A 15,310-nucleotide genomic window follows, 5' to 3' on the forward strand; every position below is an offset into this window, starting at 1 on the left:
GGGGCGAAGAAACACGAATGTATAACGGAGTCCTTCTGTTACATAAACCGGTCGGCATGACTTCGCACGACTGCGTCATGAAGATCCGCAAACTGTTGAAAACAAAAAAGGTCGGCCATACCGGCACATTGGATCCCGAGGTGTCGGGCGTTCTCCCGATCTGCGTCGGGAGAGCAACCAAAGTCGTCGAGTATTTGACGGAAAAGTCCAAAACATATGATGCAGAGGTCACGCTTGGCTGTTCCACGGAGACAGAAGACCAGACGGGGCAAGTCACGGAAAAGAGACCCGTCTTAGCGCCGCCTGATGAACAGGCCGTGCAGAGCGTCCTGAGATCTCTTGAAGGAACGATTGAGCAAGTCCCGCCGATGTATTCCGCTGTCAAGGTAGGCGGCAAAAAGCTGTATGAATACGCGCGGGCCGGTATCGAGGTTGAACGGCCGAAGCGGGCCATCACCATCCATCATATCGAACTGACATCCGAGATTCGCCATGAGCAGGATAAAGCCCGCTTCCGGTTTGTTGTGACATGTTCAAAAGGTACATATGTCAGGACCTTGGCGGTAACAATCGGGGAGAAGCTCGGATATCCCGCGCATATGTCCAACCTGGTCAGGACCGCATCAGGCCCTTTTACCCTTGATGAATGCTTGACCTTTGAAGACGTCGAAGGCTTGATTGCTGGTGGAACATTGTCCGAAAAGCTCGTCCCCATCGAACGTGCGCTTGATCATTTGCCGAAATGGATAATTAGTGATACATTAGCTAAGAAAGTGGAAAATGGAGCGGTGCTTGAAACGCCCGGCAGCTTTTCTCATTTGACGAGCGAAGACCGCATTGCGGTCTTTACGGAAGCAGGCCGGTGCACAGCCGTCTATTATCCGCATCCGACCAAAACCGGCCTGTTGAAGCCGGCAAAAGTACTCGTGCAAAAAAGCGAACAATAGAAAAGGTGACCGTTCTTGAAGACGATACATATTTCCCACCCACACGACTTGAAGCGTGAGGATTTTCCGACATCAGTTATGGCATTAGGCTATTTTGACGGTGTTCACCTGGGACATCAGCAAGTGATTCTTACAGCAAAAAACACCGCGGCAAGAGAAGGGGTCAAAACGGCCGTGATGACCTTTCATCCCCACCCTTCTGCCGTGCTCAAAAAAGGCCGGGAGCCAAAAGATTTAATCACGCCTTTGCAGGACAAAATCAGCATCATTGAAGATTTAGGGGTCGATTTTTTATACGTTGTCACATTTACCCCTGAATTCGCTTCTCTATCGCCTGAAGAATTTATCGATCAATATATACTCGGCTTTCACGTTACTCATGTTGTAGCCGGGTTTGACTTTACCTTCGGGAAATTCGGCAAAGGCACAATGGAAAACTTCCAGGAGTATGCGAAAGGCCGTGTCAAAAGCACGTCTGTCGCAAAATACTCCAATCAGGACCAAAAGGTGAGCTCCACGAGAATCCGCACCGTCCTAGGAGCCGGAGACGTCGAGTACGCCGCTGAACTGCTCGGCAGGCCGTACCATGTGAAAGGCTTTGTGATCCACGGCGATAAAAGGGGCCGAACGATCGGATTTCCGACCGCCAATATCGGCCTTAAAGACACATACATCGTCCCGCCGACAGGTGTGTATGCCGTTAAAGCCGAAATCGGCGGCGCTGTCTACAACGGCGTCTGCAATGTCGGATACAAGCCGACGTTTTACGAAAAACGGCCGGGGCAGCCATCAATCGAAGTCAACTTATTCGATTTTGACCGTGACATATACGGGTCCGAAATTAAGGTCGAATGGTATAAGCGGCTGAGGAGCGAAAAAAAATTCGGCAGCGTTGACGAGCTTGTCGAACAGATTTCTAGAGACAAAGAAGAAGCGATCCGCTTCTTCAGAGAGCGGAAGCCGGCCGAAATCTAGATGTATGGAAACGGCAATACGCGTCAACAATGGTGATAATAGCTAAACTTCATCATAAATGGTTGCATTAGGCCCGCATTTCTAGTATCATATTGTCTGTAGCTTTAAAACCGTTCACTTGGCAAATCGAATCACCGGCGTTTGCTAGGTAATCGGGGCTAATATTATATGGAGGTGAAACAGGATGGCAATTACTCAAGAGCGTAAAACACAACTCATCAATGAGTTCAAAACCCACGAATCTGACACGGGATCACCGGAAGTTCAGATCGCTATCCTAACAGATCAAATCAACAACTTGAACGAGCATTTACGCACTCACAAGAAAGACCATCACTCACGTCGCGGTCTTCTTAAAATGGTAGGTAAACGTCGTAATCTTCTTACGTATCTTCGTAACAAAGACGTAACTCGTTACCGTGAGTTGATCAACAAACTAGGATTACGTCGATAATCGTAAAAAGCGGGAGGATTCCCGCTTTTTTATCGTATAAGAACGAATATCCGGCAACTCTAAAACGCGTTGTTCATATAAATGATTTTAAATGACACGATTCATTCTTTACATAGCACTTTGCCATTGATATGTTCAATTCATTTCGTTCATAATAGGAGTAACGTAAAAACTATCCGAAGAGAGGAGTTCATATAAGAATGGGACAAGAGAAACATGTCTTTTCCATAGATTGGGCCGGCCGCAAGCTGACGGTAGAAACCGGCCAGCTTGCAAAACAAGCAAACGGAGCTGTCATGGTGCGTTATGGAGACACCGCTGTGCTCAGCACCGCAACGGCTTCAAAAGAACCTAAAACCGTAGATTTCTTCCCGTTAACCGTGAATTATGAAGAAAGACTTTACGCCGTCGGAAAGATTCCGGGCGGGTTTATTAAAAGAGAGGGCAGACCGAGCGAAAAAGCGATTCTCGCCAGCCGGTTAATCGACCGGCCGATTCGTCCGCTGTTCGCAGACGGCTTCCGGAATGAAGTTCAAGTCGTCAGCATCGTCATGAGTGTTGACCAGGATTGTTCGTCGGAAATGGCGGCAATGTTCGGATCGTCTCTTGCGCTGTCCGTATCGGACATCCCGTTTGAAGGGCCGATTGCCGGAGTGACGGTAGGCCGGGTTGACAACGAATTTATTATTAATCCGACACTTGAACAGCTTGAAAAAAGCGACATTCACCTCGTCGTAGCGGGAACGAAAGATGCGATCAACATGGTTGAAGCAGGAGCAGACGAAGTTCCGGAAGAAATCATGCTTGAAGCGATCATGTTCGGTCACGAGGAGATCAAGCGGCTTATTGCGTTCCAGGAGGAAATCGTCGCCGCTGTCGGGAAAGAAAAATCAGAAATCACCCTGTATGAGATCGATTCCGATCTGAAAGAAAAAGTGCGGGGAATGGCCGAATCGAACCTCTTAAAAGCGATCCAGGTTCATGAAAAGCACGCGCGCGAGGACGCGATCAGCGAAGTGAAAAACGAGGTTTTGGCCAAGTTTGAAGAAGAGGAACACGATGAAGACACGCTGAAACAAGTGAAAGACATTTTGTCGCAGCTTGTTAAAAATGAAGTGCGCCGTCTGATCACGGAGGAAAAAGTTCGTCCTGACGGCCGGGCTGTCGATGAGATCCGCCCGCTTTCTTCAGAAGTCGGACTCCTTCCGAGAACACACGGTTCAGGCCTTTTCACACGGGGACAGACGCAGGCGCTCAGCATTTGTACGCTCGGTGCGCTTGGCGATGTGCAAATTTTGGACGGTCTCGGTGTCGAGGAATCAAAACGCTTTATGCACCATTACAACTTCCCGCAGTTCAGCGTCGGGGAAACAGGGCCGATGCGCGGACCGGGACGCCGCGAAATCGGGCACGGGGCCCTCGGGGAACGTGCGCTTGAGCCGATTGTTCCGTCTGAAAAAGACTTCCCGTACACCATCCGTCTCGTCTCTGAAGTGCTTGAATCAAACGGTTCAACTTCCCAGGCGAGCATTTGTGCAAGCACGCTTGCAATGATGGATGCAGGGGTGCCGATTAAAGCTCCGGTGGCCGGAATCGCAATGGGTCTTGTCAAATCAGGTGACAACTACACGGTCCTAACCGATATTCAAGGTATGGAAGACCATCTCGGAGATATGGACTTTAAAGTAGCGGGAACGTCCAAAGGCGTCACAGCTCTGCAAATGGATATTAAGATTGAAGGCTTATCAAGAGAGATTTTGGAAGAGGCTCTTCAGCAGGCGAAAAAAGGCAGAATGGAAATTCTTGAAAGCATGCTGAGCACATTGGCTGAATCAAGAAAAGAGCTTTCTCCTTATGCGCCGAAAATCTTGACGATGTCGATCAATCCGGATAAAATCCGCGACGTCATCGGACCAAGCGGAAAACAAATCAATAAGATCATTGAAGATACAGGTGTTAAAATCGATATTGAACAAGACGGCACAATCTTCATCTCTTCCACCGATGAAAGCATGAACCAAAAAGCGAAGAAAATCATCGAAGACCTTGTCAGAGAAGTTGAGGTCGGACAGCTTTACTTAGGTAAAGTAAAGCGGATTGAAAAATTCGGAGCTTTCGTTGAACTGTTCAGCGGAAAAGACGGTTTGGTCCATATTTCAGAGCTTGCGCTCGAACGGGTAGGAAAAGTCGAAGATGTCGTCAAAATCGGCGACGAGCTCCTTGTTAAGGTTACCGAAATCGATAAACAAGGACGCGTCAACTTATCAAGAAAAGCTGTACTGCGTGAACAGAAGGAAAAAGAAGAACAAAAATCGTAAAAAAACGGTGTTTTATCTTGCTTCTGTCTTCGTCTTCAAAGCAAAAGGAAGCCTGGGTAACCCGGCTTCTTTGTTTTAAGCCGTGAAAACGGTCCGGTTCTATCTTGTCCTTTTCTCACATATTTTGTGGGGAAGGGAGGAATACAATTGAAAAGAACGATTGTTCGTGTTTCCGTTTTTTTCTTTCTTTTGCTGATGTCCTATCAGATGATGAACCGTCCGTATTCACAACATTACATAGATGCGATGAAAAAAGATGCGGTCACGGTTGCCGCTCAGAAGGACGAATTGTACCAGGAGCTTTTGCAAAAAGCGCCTGAATATGAAGTAAAGGCCCAAAATGCGAAAATTGATCAAATATGGAAAGCGATTCCCGGCTACAACGGCTTAAAAGTAAACATCGAAAAATCGTACAAAAAAATGAAACGGGCCGGAGCATTTGATGAGAAGCTGCTCGTTTATGATCAAGTGAAACCTGATGTTCATTTAGAATCCTTAAAGCCTGAGCCGATCTACCGCGGACACCCGGATAAACCGATGGTATCGTTTATTATCAATGTCGCTTGGGGTAATGAATATTTGCAGGAGATGCTTCCCGTTTTAGAAAAGCATCGTGTCAAAGCCACCTTTTTTTTGGAGGGCAGATGGGTGAAACATCACCCCGAGCTCGCAAAAGCCATCCAAAACGGCGGACATGAAATCGGAAACCATTCATACAATCATCCGGATATGAGCAAACTGACGAGAGAACGTATTTCAGAACAGCTGCGGATGACAAATGAACAAATAGAGGAAACGCTCGGCGTCAAGCCGAAATGGTTCGCCCCGCCGAGCGGCAGCTTCCGCAAAGAGGTTGTGGATCAGGCTCACAAGATGGGGATGGGAACGATCATGTGGACAGTTGATACGATCGATTGGCAGAAACCGCAGCCGGCCGTCTTACAGCAACGGGTATTAAGCAAAGTACATAACGGCGCCATGATATTAATGCATCCGACAGATCCAACTGCAAAAAGTCTTGCCGTTTTGATACAGAACCTTCATGAAAAAGGCTATCAAATCGGAACTGTCTCACAGCTGATGAATGAAAAAAGGCTTGTTGAAGAATAGGATGTGCGGCCCGTTCTTTGAATAGGAGGAACAAATTTGATTAAACGGTATACTTGTCAAAATGGGGTAAGAATCGTATTCGAAAACAATCCCACTGTCCGGTCTGTGGCCATCGGAGTTTGGATTGGAACCGGATCAAGACATGAAACACCTGAAATTAACGGTATTTCGCACTTTCTTGAGCACATGTTTTTCAAAGGGACTAAAACGCGCACTGCAAGGGACATCGCAGAGTCTTTCGACAGAATCGGCGGACAGGTCAACGCGTTTACCTCAAAGGAATATACGTGCTATTACGCCAAAGTTCTCGATGAGCATGCAAGCTATGCTCTGGAAGTGCTTTCTGACATGTTCTTTCATTCATCATTTGACGAGGAAGAATTGAAAAAAGAAAAAAACGTCGTCTATGAAGAGATTAAAATGTATGAGGACACGCCTGACGACATCGTCCACGATCTCTTGAGCAAAGCGTCATTCGGCAGCCATTCCCTCGGTTATCCGATCCTCGGCACAGAGGAGACGCTTGCTGAATTTGACGGAGATTCGCTCAGAAAATATATGGACGAATATTACACGCCTGACCGCGTCGTCATTTCGATAGCCGGAAATGTGCCGGAAGCTTTTATAAAAGAAGCTGAAAAGCACTTTGGCTCATATGAAGCCAAAGGCAAAAGAACCGGCATGACAAAACCGGATTTTCATCATGAGAAAATGACGCGCAAAAAAGAAACCGAACAGGCTCACCTCTGTCTCGGCTTTAACGGGCTGGAAGCAGGTCACCCGGAAATCTACGATTTGATCGTTCTCAATAATATTTTGGGAGGGAGCATGAGCAGCCGCCTCTTTCAGGATGTCCGGGAAGATAAAGGTCTTGCATATTCCGTGTTCAGCTACCACACTTCCTATGAAGACAGCGGCATGATGACGATCTACGCCGGAACCGGTGCAAATCAGCTTCAGCTTCTGTCAGAAACGATTCATGAAACACTGCGTGTGCTGAAAAGCGACGGAATTACACCGAAAGAGCTTGAAAACAGCAAAGAGCAAATGAAAGGCAGCCTGATGCTCAGTCTCGAAAGCACAAACAGCAAAATGAGCCGCAACGGCAAAAATGAGCTTTTGCTCGGCAAACACCGGACGCTTGATGAAATCATCGAAAAGTTGAATGCCGTCAGCCTTGAGCGTGTGAACAATCTTGCCAACCGGATTTTCACCGATGATTACTCGTCTGCATTGATCAGCCCGTCGGGTGAGCTGCCGAAATAATACCTCGTTAAAACATGCTTGTCTTTTTAGGCAGGCATGTTTTTTGTTATCGGTTCATACATCATAACAAAAGGGGGTTTTTTCATGAGGCTGAGTGAGCTTTCGGGAAAAGAAATCGTCGATGTTAAGCGGGCTGAACGGCTTGGCGTACTGGGGCAGACGGATCTTGAGATCAATGAGCAGGACGGACAGATTACCGCTCTTATTATCCCTTCTGTAAAATGGTTCGGACTTGGCAGAAAACAGGGGAATGACATCAAGGTGCCCTGGTCGCAAATTCAAAAAATCGGATCGGATATGATCATTTTGGATGTGCCGGAAAGCAGCGTGACAAAAGAAGAATAAGCAAGCCTAGAACACCCGCCCGTCCCTTGGGGCGGGCTTTTTGTTTTTCTGGATTTCAATTCACCGCTATTTCCTTTTTGTCATATGATGAAATTAGCTTATGAATTAGATCCTTGTCAAAAAAGAAGGTGAATGTTAGAGCCATGTTAACCGGATTAACGATTGCAATCATCGGCGGCGATGCAAGGCAGCTCGAGATCATCCGCAAGCTGACGGAACAGGATGCAAAGGTCTTTTTAATCGGTTTTGACCAGCTTGATCACGGGTTTACCGGAGCTACAAAACTAAAGCTGAACGAACTCGACTTTGGCACAATAGACAGCATTATTCTGCCTGTATCAGGCACATCGATGGAAGGAACGGTTGCGACTGTTTTTTCCAATGAAAAAGTGGTGTTAAAACAGGAACATTTAGAAAAAACTCCGCCTCACTGTGCGATTTATTCAGGGATTTCAAACCAGTATTTAGACGGCATGGCCAAAGGGGCAAACCGCCGTCTTGTCAAGCTCTTTGAAAGAGACGATATTGCGATTTACAACTCGATACCTACAGTCGAAGGTGCCATTATGATGGCCATACAGCATACAGACTTTACGATTCACGGCTCGAATGTGATGGTTCTCGGGCTCGGGCGGACGGGAATGAGCATCAGCCGGACGTTCTCGGCGCTCGGAGCACGCGTAAAAGTCGGAGCGCGCGACTCCGCCCACCTCGCCAGAATCTTGGAGATGGGCCTCACTCCTTTCCACACAAACGAACTTGCAGAGCATGTTGAAAATATCGACATTTGCATCAATACCATTCCAAGCCTGATTCTCGATAAACACGTCCTCTCACGAATGACACCCAGAACATTAATTCTCGATTTAGCAACCCGTCCCGGAGGCACCGATTTTGATTTTGCTGAAAAGCAAGGCATTAAAGCGCTGCTTGCTCCGGGACTCCCCGGGATCGTCGCGCCTAAAACGGCGGGACAGATTATTGCCAATGTTTTGTGCAACCTTTTGTCTGAATTAACAACCGACCGAAAGGGGCTGTCATAATGTCGATCAAAGGAAAAAGAATCGGATTTGGTCTGACGGGTTCACATTGCACGTATGATGCTGTATTTCCGCAAATCGAAGCGCTGATCAACAATGGAGCTGAAGTGAGACCGGTCGTCACACATACTGTCAAGTCGACGGACACACGCTTTGGAGAAGGAGAAGAATGGGTCAGGAGAATAGAGGAACTGACTGGATTTAAAGTCATTGATTCCATTCCGAAAGCGGAGCCTCTCGGACCGAAAACTCCGCTGGACTGCATGGTTGTTGCGCCACTGACGGGAAATTCGATGAGCAAGCTCGCAAACGCCCAGACGGACAGTCCGGTTCTCATGGCGGCCAAGGCGACGATGAGAAACTCCCGTCCCGTTGTCCTCGGTATTTCAACGAATGATGCGCTCGGCTTGAACGGCGTCAACTTGATGAGGCTGATGGCGGCAAAAAACGTTTACTTTATTCCGTTCGGCCAGGATGATCCTTATAAAAAGCCGAATTCGCTCGTCGCCAAAATGGATCTTTTAGTGCCGGCGGTCGAAGAAGCGCTCTCCCATAAACAAATGCAGCCTATCCTGGTCCACAGTGATCAATAAATCTTTTGAAAATAAAGTTGTAACAAAAAATATCAATCACCACGGCACACATCTATGTTAAAATAAAATGTAAAATGCATAGTCAACCAATCGTTTACGACGATTAAGGTGGAAGGAGTTTTACAATTGGGCAGAGGATTACATGTAGCAGTAGTTGGTGCGACAGGCGCTGTAGGACAGCAAATGTTAAAAACACTAGAAGACAGGAATTTTGAACTGGATAAACTGACTTTATTATCCTCAAAACGTTCAGCAGGTACGAAGCAGACTTTCAAAGGCGAAGAGTACACTGTAGAAGAAGCTCGTCCAGAGAGCTTTGAAGGCGTCAACATCGCGCTTTTCAGCGCTGGGGGAAGCGTTTCGCAGGCGCTTGCTCACGAGGCTGTCAAACGCGGGGCGATCGTTATTGATAATACGAGCGCGTTCCGAATGGACCAAAACACTCCGCTCGTCGTACCTGAGGTCAATGAGGCAGATTTGCACAAGCACAACGGCATTATTGCAAATCCGAACTGTTCAACAATCCAGATGGTTGTTGCGCTCGAACCGATCCGCAAGGCTTTCGGTTTAAACAAAATCATCGTGTCGACTTATCAGGCGGTGTCGGGAGCCGGAAACGAAGCGGTAAAAGAGCTCTACGGGCAAACCGAAGCCATTTTGAACGACAAACCGTTCGAGCCTGAGATCATGCCGGTGAAGAGTGATGAAAAACACTACCAAATCGCATTTAACGCTATTCCTCAAATCGATAAATTCCAGGAAAACGGCTTTACGTTTGAGGAAATGAAAATGATAAATGAAACGAAAAAAATCATGCACATGCCTGAGCTTCAAGTTTCAGCCACATGTGTCAGACTGCCGGTTGCAACAGGGCATTCAGAATCCGTCTACATCGAAACAGACCGTGATGATGTGACAGCAGAAGATATTAAAAATCTGTTAAAAGAAGCTCCAGGCGTCGTTCTGCAGGATGATCCGGCTGAACAGGTCTATCCGATGCCTGCAGATGCAGTAGGAAAAAGAGACGTGTTTGTCGGCCGGGTGAGAAAAGACCTTGACCGCCCGAACGGCTTCCATCTGTGGATCGTTTCCGACAACCTGCTGAAAGGCGCAGCATGGAATTCCGTACAAATCGCAGAAAGCCTAAAAGCTTTAAATTTAGTTTAAGATTTCTAACGGGATGTGAGAAGAGAGTGAGGCAAAAATGAAAGCCTGCTCTCTTCTGTTACGTCCGAAATCAACTTGGAGTGAAATAAAGTGAAAATCATCGTTCAAAAATTCGGCGGAACGTCTGTAAAAGATGACCGCGGCAGAAAGCTTGCCTTAAGCCATATTCAGGAAGCGGTCAATGAAGGATACAAAGCGGTTGTCGTCGTATCGGCCATGGGCCGGAAAGGCGATCCGTATGCGACTGATTCATTGCTTGATCTGCTTTACGGCGGACAGGATACGATTACCGAGCGCGAGCAGGATATGCTTTTATCATGCGGAGAAACGATTTCCTCTGTTGTGTTCGCCAGCATGCTTTTGGAAAACGGGATTAAAGCAGCTGCTTTAACCGGTGCGCAAGCGGGCTTTTTAACGGACAACAACCATACGAATGCAAAGATTCTCGAAATGAAGCCGGAGCGGCTTGTCAGCATGCTGGCCGACCATGATGCGGTTGTCGTCGCAGGCTTCCAAGGCGCGACTGCAAAAGGGGACATTACAACGATCGGCCGCGGCGGAAGCGATACATCGGCCGCTGCGCTCGGCGCGGCGCTGGACGCGGAATTTATCGATATTTATACAGATGTCGAAGGCGTCATGACCGCTGATCCGCGCATCGTTGAAAAAGCGAAGCCGCTGCCTGTGATTACCTATACGGAAATCTGTAATTTAGCCTATCAGGGGGCCAAGGTGATCCACCCGAGAGCCGTTGAAATCGCAATGCAGGCGAAAGTGCCGATCCGCGTGCGTTCAACCTATTCAAACGAGACGGGCACGCTCGTCACAAGCCATCACAACTCAAAAGCCGGAAGCGACGTTTTTGAGCGGCTTATCACTGGCATCGCCCATGTGAAAGACGTGACACAGTTTAAAGTCCCGGCAAAAGAAGGACAATATAACGTACAGACTGAAGTGTTTAAAGCGATGGCGAATGCCGGCATCAGCGTCGATTTCTTCAATATTACACCAAGTGAAATTGTCTACACGGTGGCTGGAAACATGACCGACCGCGCCTCTGGCATCCTGAAAGAATTGGGCTATGAACCGGCCGTGACAAGAAATTGCGCGAAAGTGTCAGCAGTTGGCGCGGGAATTATGGGCGTTCCGGGCGTTACCTCAAAAATCGTTACCGCTTTATCAGAAAAAGGCATTCCGATCTTGCAGTCTGCTGACAGCCATACGACGATATGGGTGCTCGTGCACGAGAAAAATATGGCGACGGCCGTGAATGCGTTGCATGAAGTGTTTGAACTGTCAAAATAAATATGATTGAATCATGATGAGGTGAAAAAAATGAATTTCGGAAATATCGCAACCGCAATGGTTACGCCCTTTGACAAAAATGAAAATATCGATTTTCAAAAACTGTCAAAGCTGATCGATTATTTAATAAACAATGGGACGGATTCCCTGGTGGTTGCCGGAACAACCGGAGAATCGCCGACGCTTTCCGAAGAAGAAAAGGTAGCGCTCATTCAATATTCCGTCAAGGAAGCGGCAGGCCGCGTCCCGATCATCGCCGGCACGGGAAGCAACAACACGAAAGCGTCGATCAAGCTGACGAAAAAAGCTGAAGAAGCCGGCGCTGACGCCGTCATGCTCGTCACTCCGTACTACAACAAGCCTTCTCAGGAAGGCATGTACCGCCATTTCAGAGCGATTGCGGAGGAAACGTCACTGCCTGTCATGCTTTATAATGTACCGGGAAGAACGGCTGCTTCGCTCGCACCGGAAACGACGATCCGCCTTGCGGAGATCCCGAATATCATTGCGATTAAAGAAGCGAGCGGCGACTTAGATGCGATTACAAAAATCGTAGCTGAAACCCCTGAGGACTTTGCCGTTTATTCAGGAGATGACAGCCTGACACTGCCGGCCTTGTCCGTAGGAGCGAGAGGAATCGTTTCCGTTGCATCACATATCATCGGACCGGAAATGCAGGAAATGATCAAACATTATACAGAGGGGAACACGGCTCAGGCTGCTTTGATCCACCAAAAGCTGCTTCCGCTGATGAAAGGGCTTTTTGCCGCACCGAATCCGTCTCCATTAAAGACGGCTCTTCAGCTGAAGGGTCTTGATGTCGGGTCCGTCCGGCTCCCTTTGATTCCGCTAAATGAAGATGAACGACTCCGTTTAAGCAGCCTGATGAACGGCCTGTAAAAAACAATACGGACGAAAACGGTCATTCTCTTTTGGAGGGGATGACCGTTTGTCATATACATAATGGTTCTTGTTTTCTAAATTTAGATTCAGGTATAATAGGGACAAGTGATGATGGACGGGTACTTAGATTAGGAGGATTACAATTTGAAAAAAAATACAGAAAATATTAGAATCATCGCCTTAGGAGGCGTCGGAGAGATCGGAAAAAACCTTTATGTCATTGAAATCGATTCTGACATATTCGTGGTTGACGCCGGTCTCATGCATCCAGAAAATGAAATGCTGGGTATCGATGTGGTCATTCCTGACATTTCATATTTAATTGAACGATCTGACCGCGTAAAGGCGATTTTTCTCACACACGGGCATGAGGAAAACATCGGCGGCGTATTTTACTGCCTGAACAAACTTTCTGTGCCTGTTTACGGAACGAAGCTGACGCTCGCCCTTTTAAAGGAAACGCTGAAGCAGTACGGTGTAAACAAAAAGCCCGATTTAAGAGAAATTCATTCAAAATCCGTTATTACATTTGAATCGACAAAGGTGTCATTCTTTAAAACAAATCACAGCATTCCGGATTCCGTCGGTGTCAGCTTTAAAACATCCCTCGGATCCATCGTGTGCACTGGCGATTTTAAATTTGACCAGACACCTGTTTTAAACCAGACAAGCGACATCGGCGAAATTGCCAAAATCGGCAACAGCGGTGTGCTGTGCCTGCTTTCCGACAGTGCCAATGCTGAGAAACCGGGCTATACGCCTTCAGAAGCAGTCGTCGGCGGAGAGATATCCGATGTAATGTACAATGCCGAAAACCGCGTCATTATTGCCGTGTTCGCGTCTAACTTTAACCGGATTCAGCAGGTCATTGATGCCGCGCTCCAAAACGGCAGGAAGCTTGCGGTTTCAGGAAAAAATATTTCGACGATACTCCAGCTGGCGATGAAGCTCGGGTATGTCACGGCAGATGAAGATCTGTTCATCCCTGTCCAAGAAGTTAAAAAGTATCCGAAAAGAGAAGTCGCGATTTTGACAGGAGACAACCATGGAGAGCCGCTCGCCGCATTGACCAGGATCGCAAAACAAGGGCATAAGCAGCTCGACATTGAGAAAGGGGATACCGTCCTGATCGCATCCTCCCCTATTCCGGGTCAGGAGCTTGTCTACTCCAAAGCGGTCGACCTCTTAACAAGAGCGGGCGCGCAGGTCGTTTTCGCCCAAAAACGCGTCCATGTATCAGGCCATGGCTGTCAGGAAGAACTGAAGCTGATGCTCAACCTGCTGAAGCCGAAGTATTTAATCCCCGTAAACGGTGAATACAGAATGCAAAAAGCGCATTCCAAGCTTGCCGAAGAAATCGGTATGAAACGGAGCGACATTTTCCTGATTGAAAAAGGAGACGTCGTGGAATTCCGCGGACAAAACGTGAAAATCGGCGATAAAGTGCATTCAGGCAATATTTTGATCGATGGACTCGGTGTCGGCGACATCGGCAATATCGTGCTCAGAGACCGCCGTCTTCTGTCCCAGGACGGAATCTTAATCGTTGTGATTACCCTTGATAAAAAGAAAAAACATCTTGTATCAGGACCCGAAATTATCACGAGAGGTTTTGTCTATGTCAGAGAATCTGAACAGCTGATCGTTGAAGCGACGGAACTTGTCAGGGAACTCGTCAACGAAAGCACAGAAAACGCCGTCGTCGAATGGTCCGCCTTAAAACAGGCGATGCGTGACGCACTAAACCAGTTCCTATACGAAAAAACGAAACGAAAACCAATGATCATTCCAATCATCATGGAAGTATAAAACCAAGAGATTTCTCTTGGTTTTTTTTCATGCCTTTTGCGTTGAATGAAAAAAACGCCATTGTCCATAATACAAAAGAAACTCGAGAAAGAGGTGAGCCAGATGGACTCAAACCGGATACAAAACGGGGACAGCCAGGGGGAGCAGCCGGCTAAGCCGGACGCAAAAGACAGTCTCGTCAACAAAATCCAGCAGCTCGGCGAAACGACACTCCCGCAAATGGGTCAGGATACCAACATTCACTGTCTGACCATTATCGGGCAAATTGAAGGTCACGTACAGCTTCCTCCCCAAAATAAAACAACAAAATATGAACACGTGATTCCCCAGATCGTTGCAGTAGAGCAGAATCCTAAAATCGAAGGGCTGCTCATCATCTTAAACACGGTCGGAGGAGACGTTGAAGCGGGTCTTGCGATTGCGGAAATGCTGGCGTCTCTGTCAAAGCCGACGGTCTCTATCGTGCTGGGCGGCGGACATTCAATCGGAGTTCCAATTGCGGTGTCCTGCGACCACAGCTATATCGCTGAAACAGCGACGATGACGATCCATCCGGTCAGACTGACAGGGCTTGTCATCGGTGTGCCGCAGACATTTGAGTATCTCGATAAAATGCAGGAAAGGGTCATCAATTTCGTGACAAGTCATTCGAACATATCGGAAGACAAATTTAAAGAACTGATGTTTTCAAAAGGCAATTTGACCCGCGATATCGGGACGAATGTCGTAGGAAACGATGCCGTGAAATACGGATTAATCGATGAAACCGGCGGAGTCGGACAGGCGATTCAAAAGCTGAATGAATTAATCGAACAAAACAAAGGCGCCCAGGAAGGGATGATCCAATGATTCTGTATACAACAATGCCGCAGGAAATCGTGTTCGCAGGGCAGGCGGAAAACTCGAACTTAAAACAGATCGATGTCAACGGCGTGCCCCTTTTAGTCGAAATGAACGGAGAGGAAGCAAGAGTCGTCCAAGTTCTCAGCACGAACCCGATGGATTTTTTAAAACAAGAAACAGCACCTGGGCAGACGCTTAAACTGACATTTTATAAATAGCTGAAGTGTCGCAAGGA

At 47.5% G+C, this 15,310-nt stretch carries 15 protein-coding genes; all 15 read left to right on the top strand.

What is annotated here, in order from left to right:
* Positions 1–17 precede the first annotated feature (17 nt).
* The 15 genes from truB to MHB72_RS09960 all read left to right on the top strand — a co-directional run bounded on the left by truB (position 18) and on the right by MHB72_RS09960 (position 15,293).
* Positions 18–947: a tRNA pseudouridine(55) synthase TruB gene (gene truB / locus MHB72_RS09890; RefSeq protein ID WP_216920575.1), complete on the top strand. Its 930-nt coding sequence runs from the start codon at positions 18–20 to the stop codon at positions 945–947.
* Between the two features lie 15 nt (positions 948–962).
* Positions 963–1,922, top strand: a complete 960-nt coding sequence (ribF, locus tag MHB72_RS09895) for a bifunctional riboflavin kinase/FAD synthetase (protein ID WP_020451435.1) — start codon at positions 963–965, stop codon at positions 1,920–1,922.
* Positions 1,923–2,106: 184 nt separating this feature from the next.
* Positions 2,107–2,376 (top strand): 30S ribosomal protein S15, encoded by a 270-nt coding sequence (gene rpsO, locus MHB72_RS09900; RefSeq protein WP_003181879.1) that lies wholly within the window; start codon positions 2,107–2,109, stop codon positions 2,374–2,376.
* Between the two features lie 200 nt (positions 2,377–2,576).
* Complete coding sequence (pnp, locus tag MHB72_RS09905; RefSeq protein WP_020451436.1) at positions 2,577–4,694, top strand: polyribonucleotide nucleotidyltransferase; 2,118 nt, start codon at positions 2,577–2,579, stop codon at positions 4,692–4,694.
* 147 nt (positions 4,695–4,841) lie between these two features.
* Positions 4,842–5,804: a polysaccharide deacetylase family protein gene (locus MHB72_RS09910; protein ID WP_075213248.1), complete on the top strand. Its 963-nt coding sequence runs from the start codon at positions 4,842–4,844 to the stop codon at positions 5,802–5,804.
* A 36-nt stretch (positions 5,805–5,840) separates the two neighbouring features.
* Positions 5,841–7,070, top strand: coding sequence for a M16 family metallopeptidase (locus tag MHB72_RS09915; protein WP_025811414.1), 1,230 nt, complete (start codon positions 5,841–5,843; stop codon positions 7,068–7,070).
* An 84-nt stretch (positions 7,071–7,154) separates the two neighbouring features.
* On the top strand, positions 7,155–7,415 hold the full coding sequence (locus MHB72_RS09920) for a YlmC/YmxH family sporulation protein (RefSeq protein ID WP_003181887.1): 261 nt from the start codon (positions 7,155–7,157) through the stop codon (positions 7,413–7,415).
* A gap of 143 nt (positions 7,416–7,558) precedes the next feature.
* Positions 7,559–8,458 carry a dipicolinic acid synthetase subunit A gene (dpaA, locus tag MHB72_RS09925; protein WP_025811416.1) on the top strand — a complete coding sequence of 300 codons (900 nt, stop codon included), beginning with the start codon at positions 7,559–7,561 and terminating at the stop codon, positions 8,456–8,458.
* The gene (gene dpaB / locus MHB72_RS09930) at positions 8,455–9,048 is read left to right on the top strand and encodes a dipicolinate synthase subunit B (protein WP_025811418.1); all 594 of its coding nucleotides are present in this window, start codon (positions 8,455–8,457) and stop codon (positions 9,046–9,048) included. Before dpaA ends, dpaB begins: the two co-directional genes overlap by 4 nt.
* Positions 9,049–9,174: 126 nt before the next feature.
* Complete coding sequence (gene asd, locus MHB72_RS09935) at positions 9,175–10,215, top strand: aspartate-semialdehyde dehydrogenase (RefSeq protein WP_025811420.1); 1,041 nt, start codon at positions 9,175–9,177, stop codon at positions 10,213–10,215.
* Positions 10,216–10,305: 90 nt separating this feature from the next.
* Positions 10,306–11,520, top strand: a complete 1,215-nt coding sequence (gene dapG, locus MHB72_RS09940; protein ID WP_020451442.1) for an aspartate kinase — start codon at positions 10,306–10,308, stop codon at positions 11,518–11,520.
* 30 nt (positions 11,521–11,550) lie between these two features.
* Complete coding sequence (gene dapA, locus MHB72_RS09945) at positions 11,551–12,420, top strand: 4-hydroxy-tetrahydrodipicolinate synthase (protein ID WP_020451443.1); 870 nt, start codon at positions 11,551–11,553, stop codon at positions 12,418–12,420.
* 147 nt (positions 12,421–12,567) lie between these two features.
* A complete protein-coding gene (rnjB, locus tag MHB72_RS09950; RefSeq protein WP_020451444.1) occupies positions 12,568–14,232 on the top strand; it encodes a ribonuclease J2 in 1,665 nt (554 codons plus the stop codon).
* A gap of 102 nt (positions 14,233–14,334) precedes the next feature.
* Complete coding sequence (locus MHB72_RS09955; protein WP_020451445.1) at positions 14,335–15,081, top strand: ClpP family protease; 747 nt, start codon at positions 14,335–14,337, stop codon at positions 15,079–15,081.
* A complete protein-coding gene (locus MHB72_RS09960) occupies positions 15,078–15,293 on the top strand; it encodes a YlzJ-like family protein (protein WP_003181904.1) in 216 nt (71 codons plus the stop codon). Before MHB72_RS09955 ends, MHB72_RS09960 begins: the two co-directional genes overlap by 4 nt.
* Positions 15,294–15,310 lie beyond the last annotated feature (17 nt).

This window comes from Bacillus sp. FSL K6-1284 (assembly GCF_038002625.1).
GTDB lineage: Bacteria > Bacillota > Bacilli > Bacillales > Bacillaceae > Bacillus > Bacillus paralicheniformis.

Excerpts from the sequence above, each read along its gene's own strand:
- MHB72_RS09920 (WP_003181887.1), top strand. The coding sequence starts at position 7,155 with ATGAGGCTGAGTGAGCTTTCGGGAAAAGAAATCGTCGATGTTAAGCGG.
- rpsO (WP_003181879.1), top strand. The coding sequence starts at position 2,107 with ATGGCAATTACTCAAGAGCGTAAAACACAACTCATCAATGAGTTCAAA.
- MHB72_RS09960 (WP_003181904.1), top strand. The coding sequence starts at position 15,078 with ATGATTCTGTATACAACAATGCCGCAGGAAATCGTGTTCGCAGGGCAG.
- truB (WP_216920575.1), top strand. The coding sequence starts at position 18 with ATGTATAACGGAGTCCTTCTGTTACATAAACCGGTCGGCATGACTTCG.
- dpaA (WP_025811416.1), top strand. The coding sequence starts at position 7,559 with ATGTTAACCGGATTAACGATTGCAATCATCGGCGGCGATGCAAGGCAG.
- pnp (WP_020451436.1), top strand. The coding sequence starts at position 2,577 with ATGGGACAAGAGAAACATGTCTTTTCCATAGATTGGGCCGGCCGCAAG.
- MHB72_RS09955 (WP_020451445.1), top strand. The coding sequence starts at position 14,335 with ATGGACTCAAACCGGATACAAAACGGGGACAGCCAGGGGGAGCAGCCG.
- dapA (WP_020451443.1), top strand. The coding sequence starts at position 11,551 with ATGAATTTCGGAAATATCGCAACCGCAATGGTTACGCCCTTTGACAAA.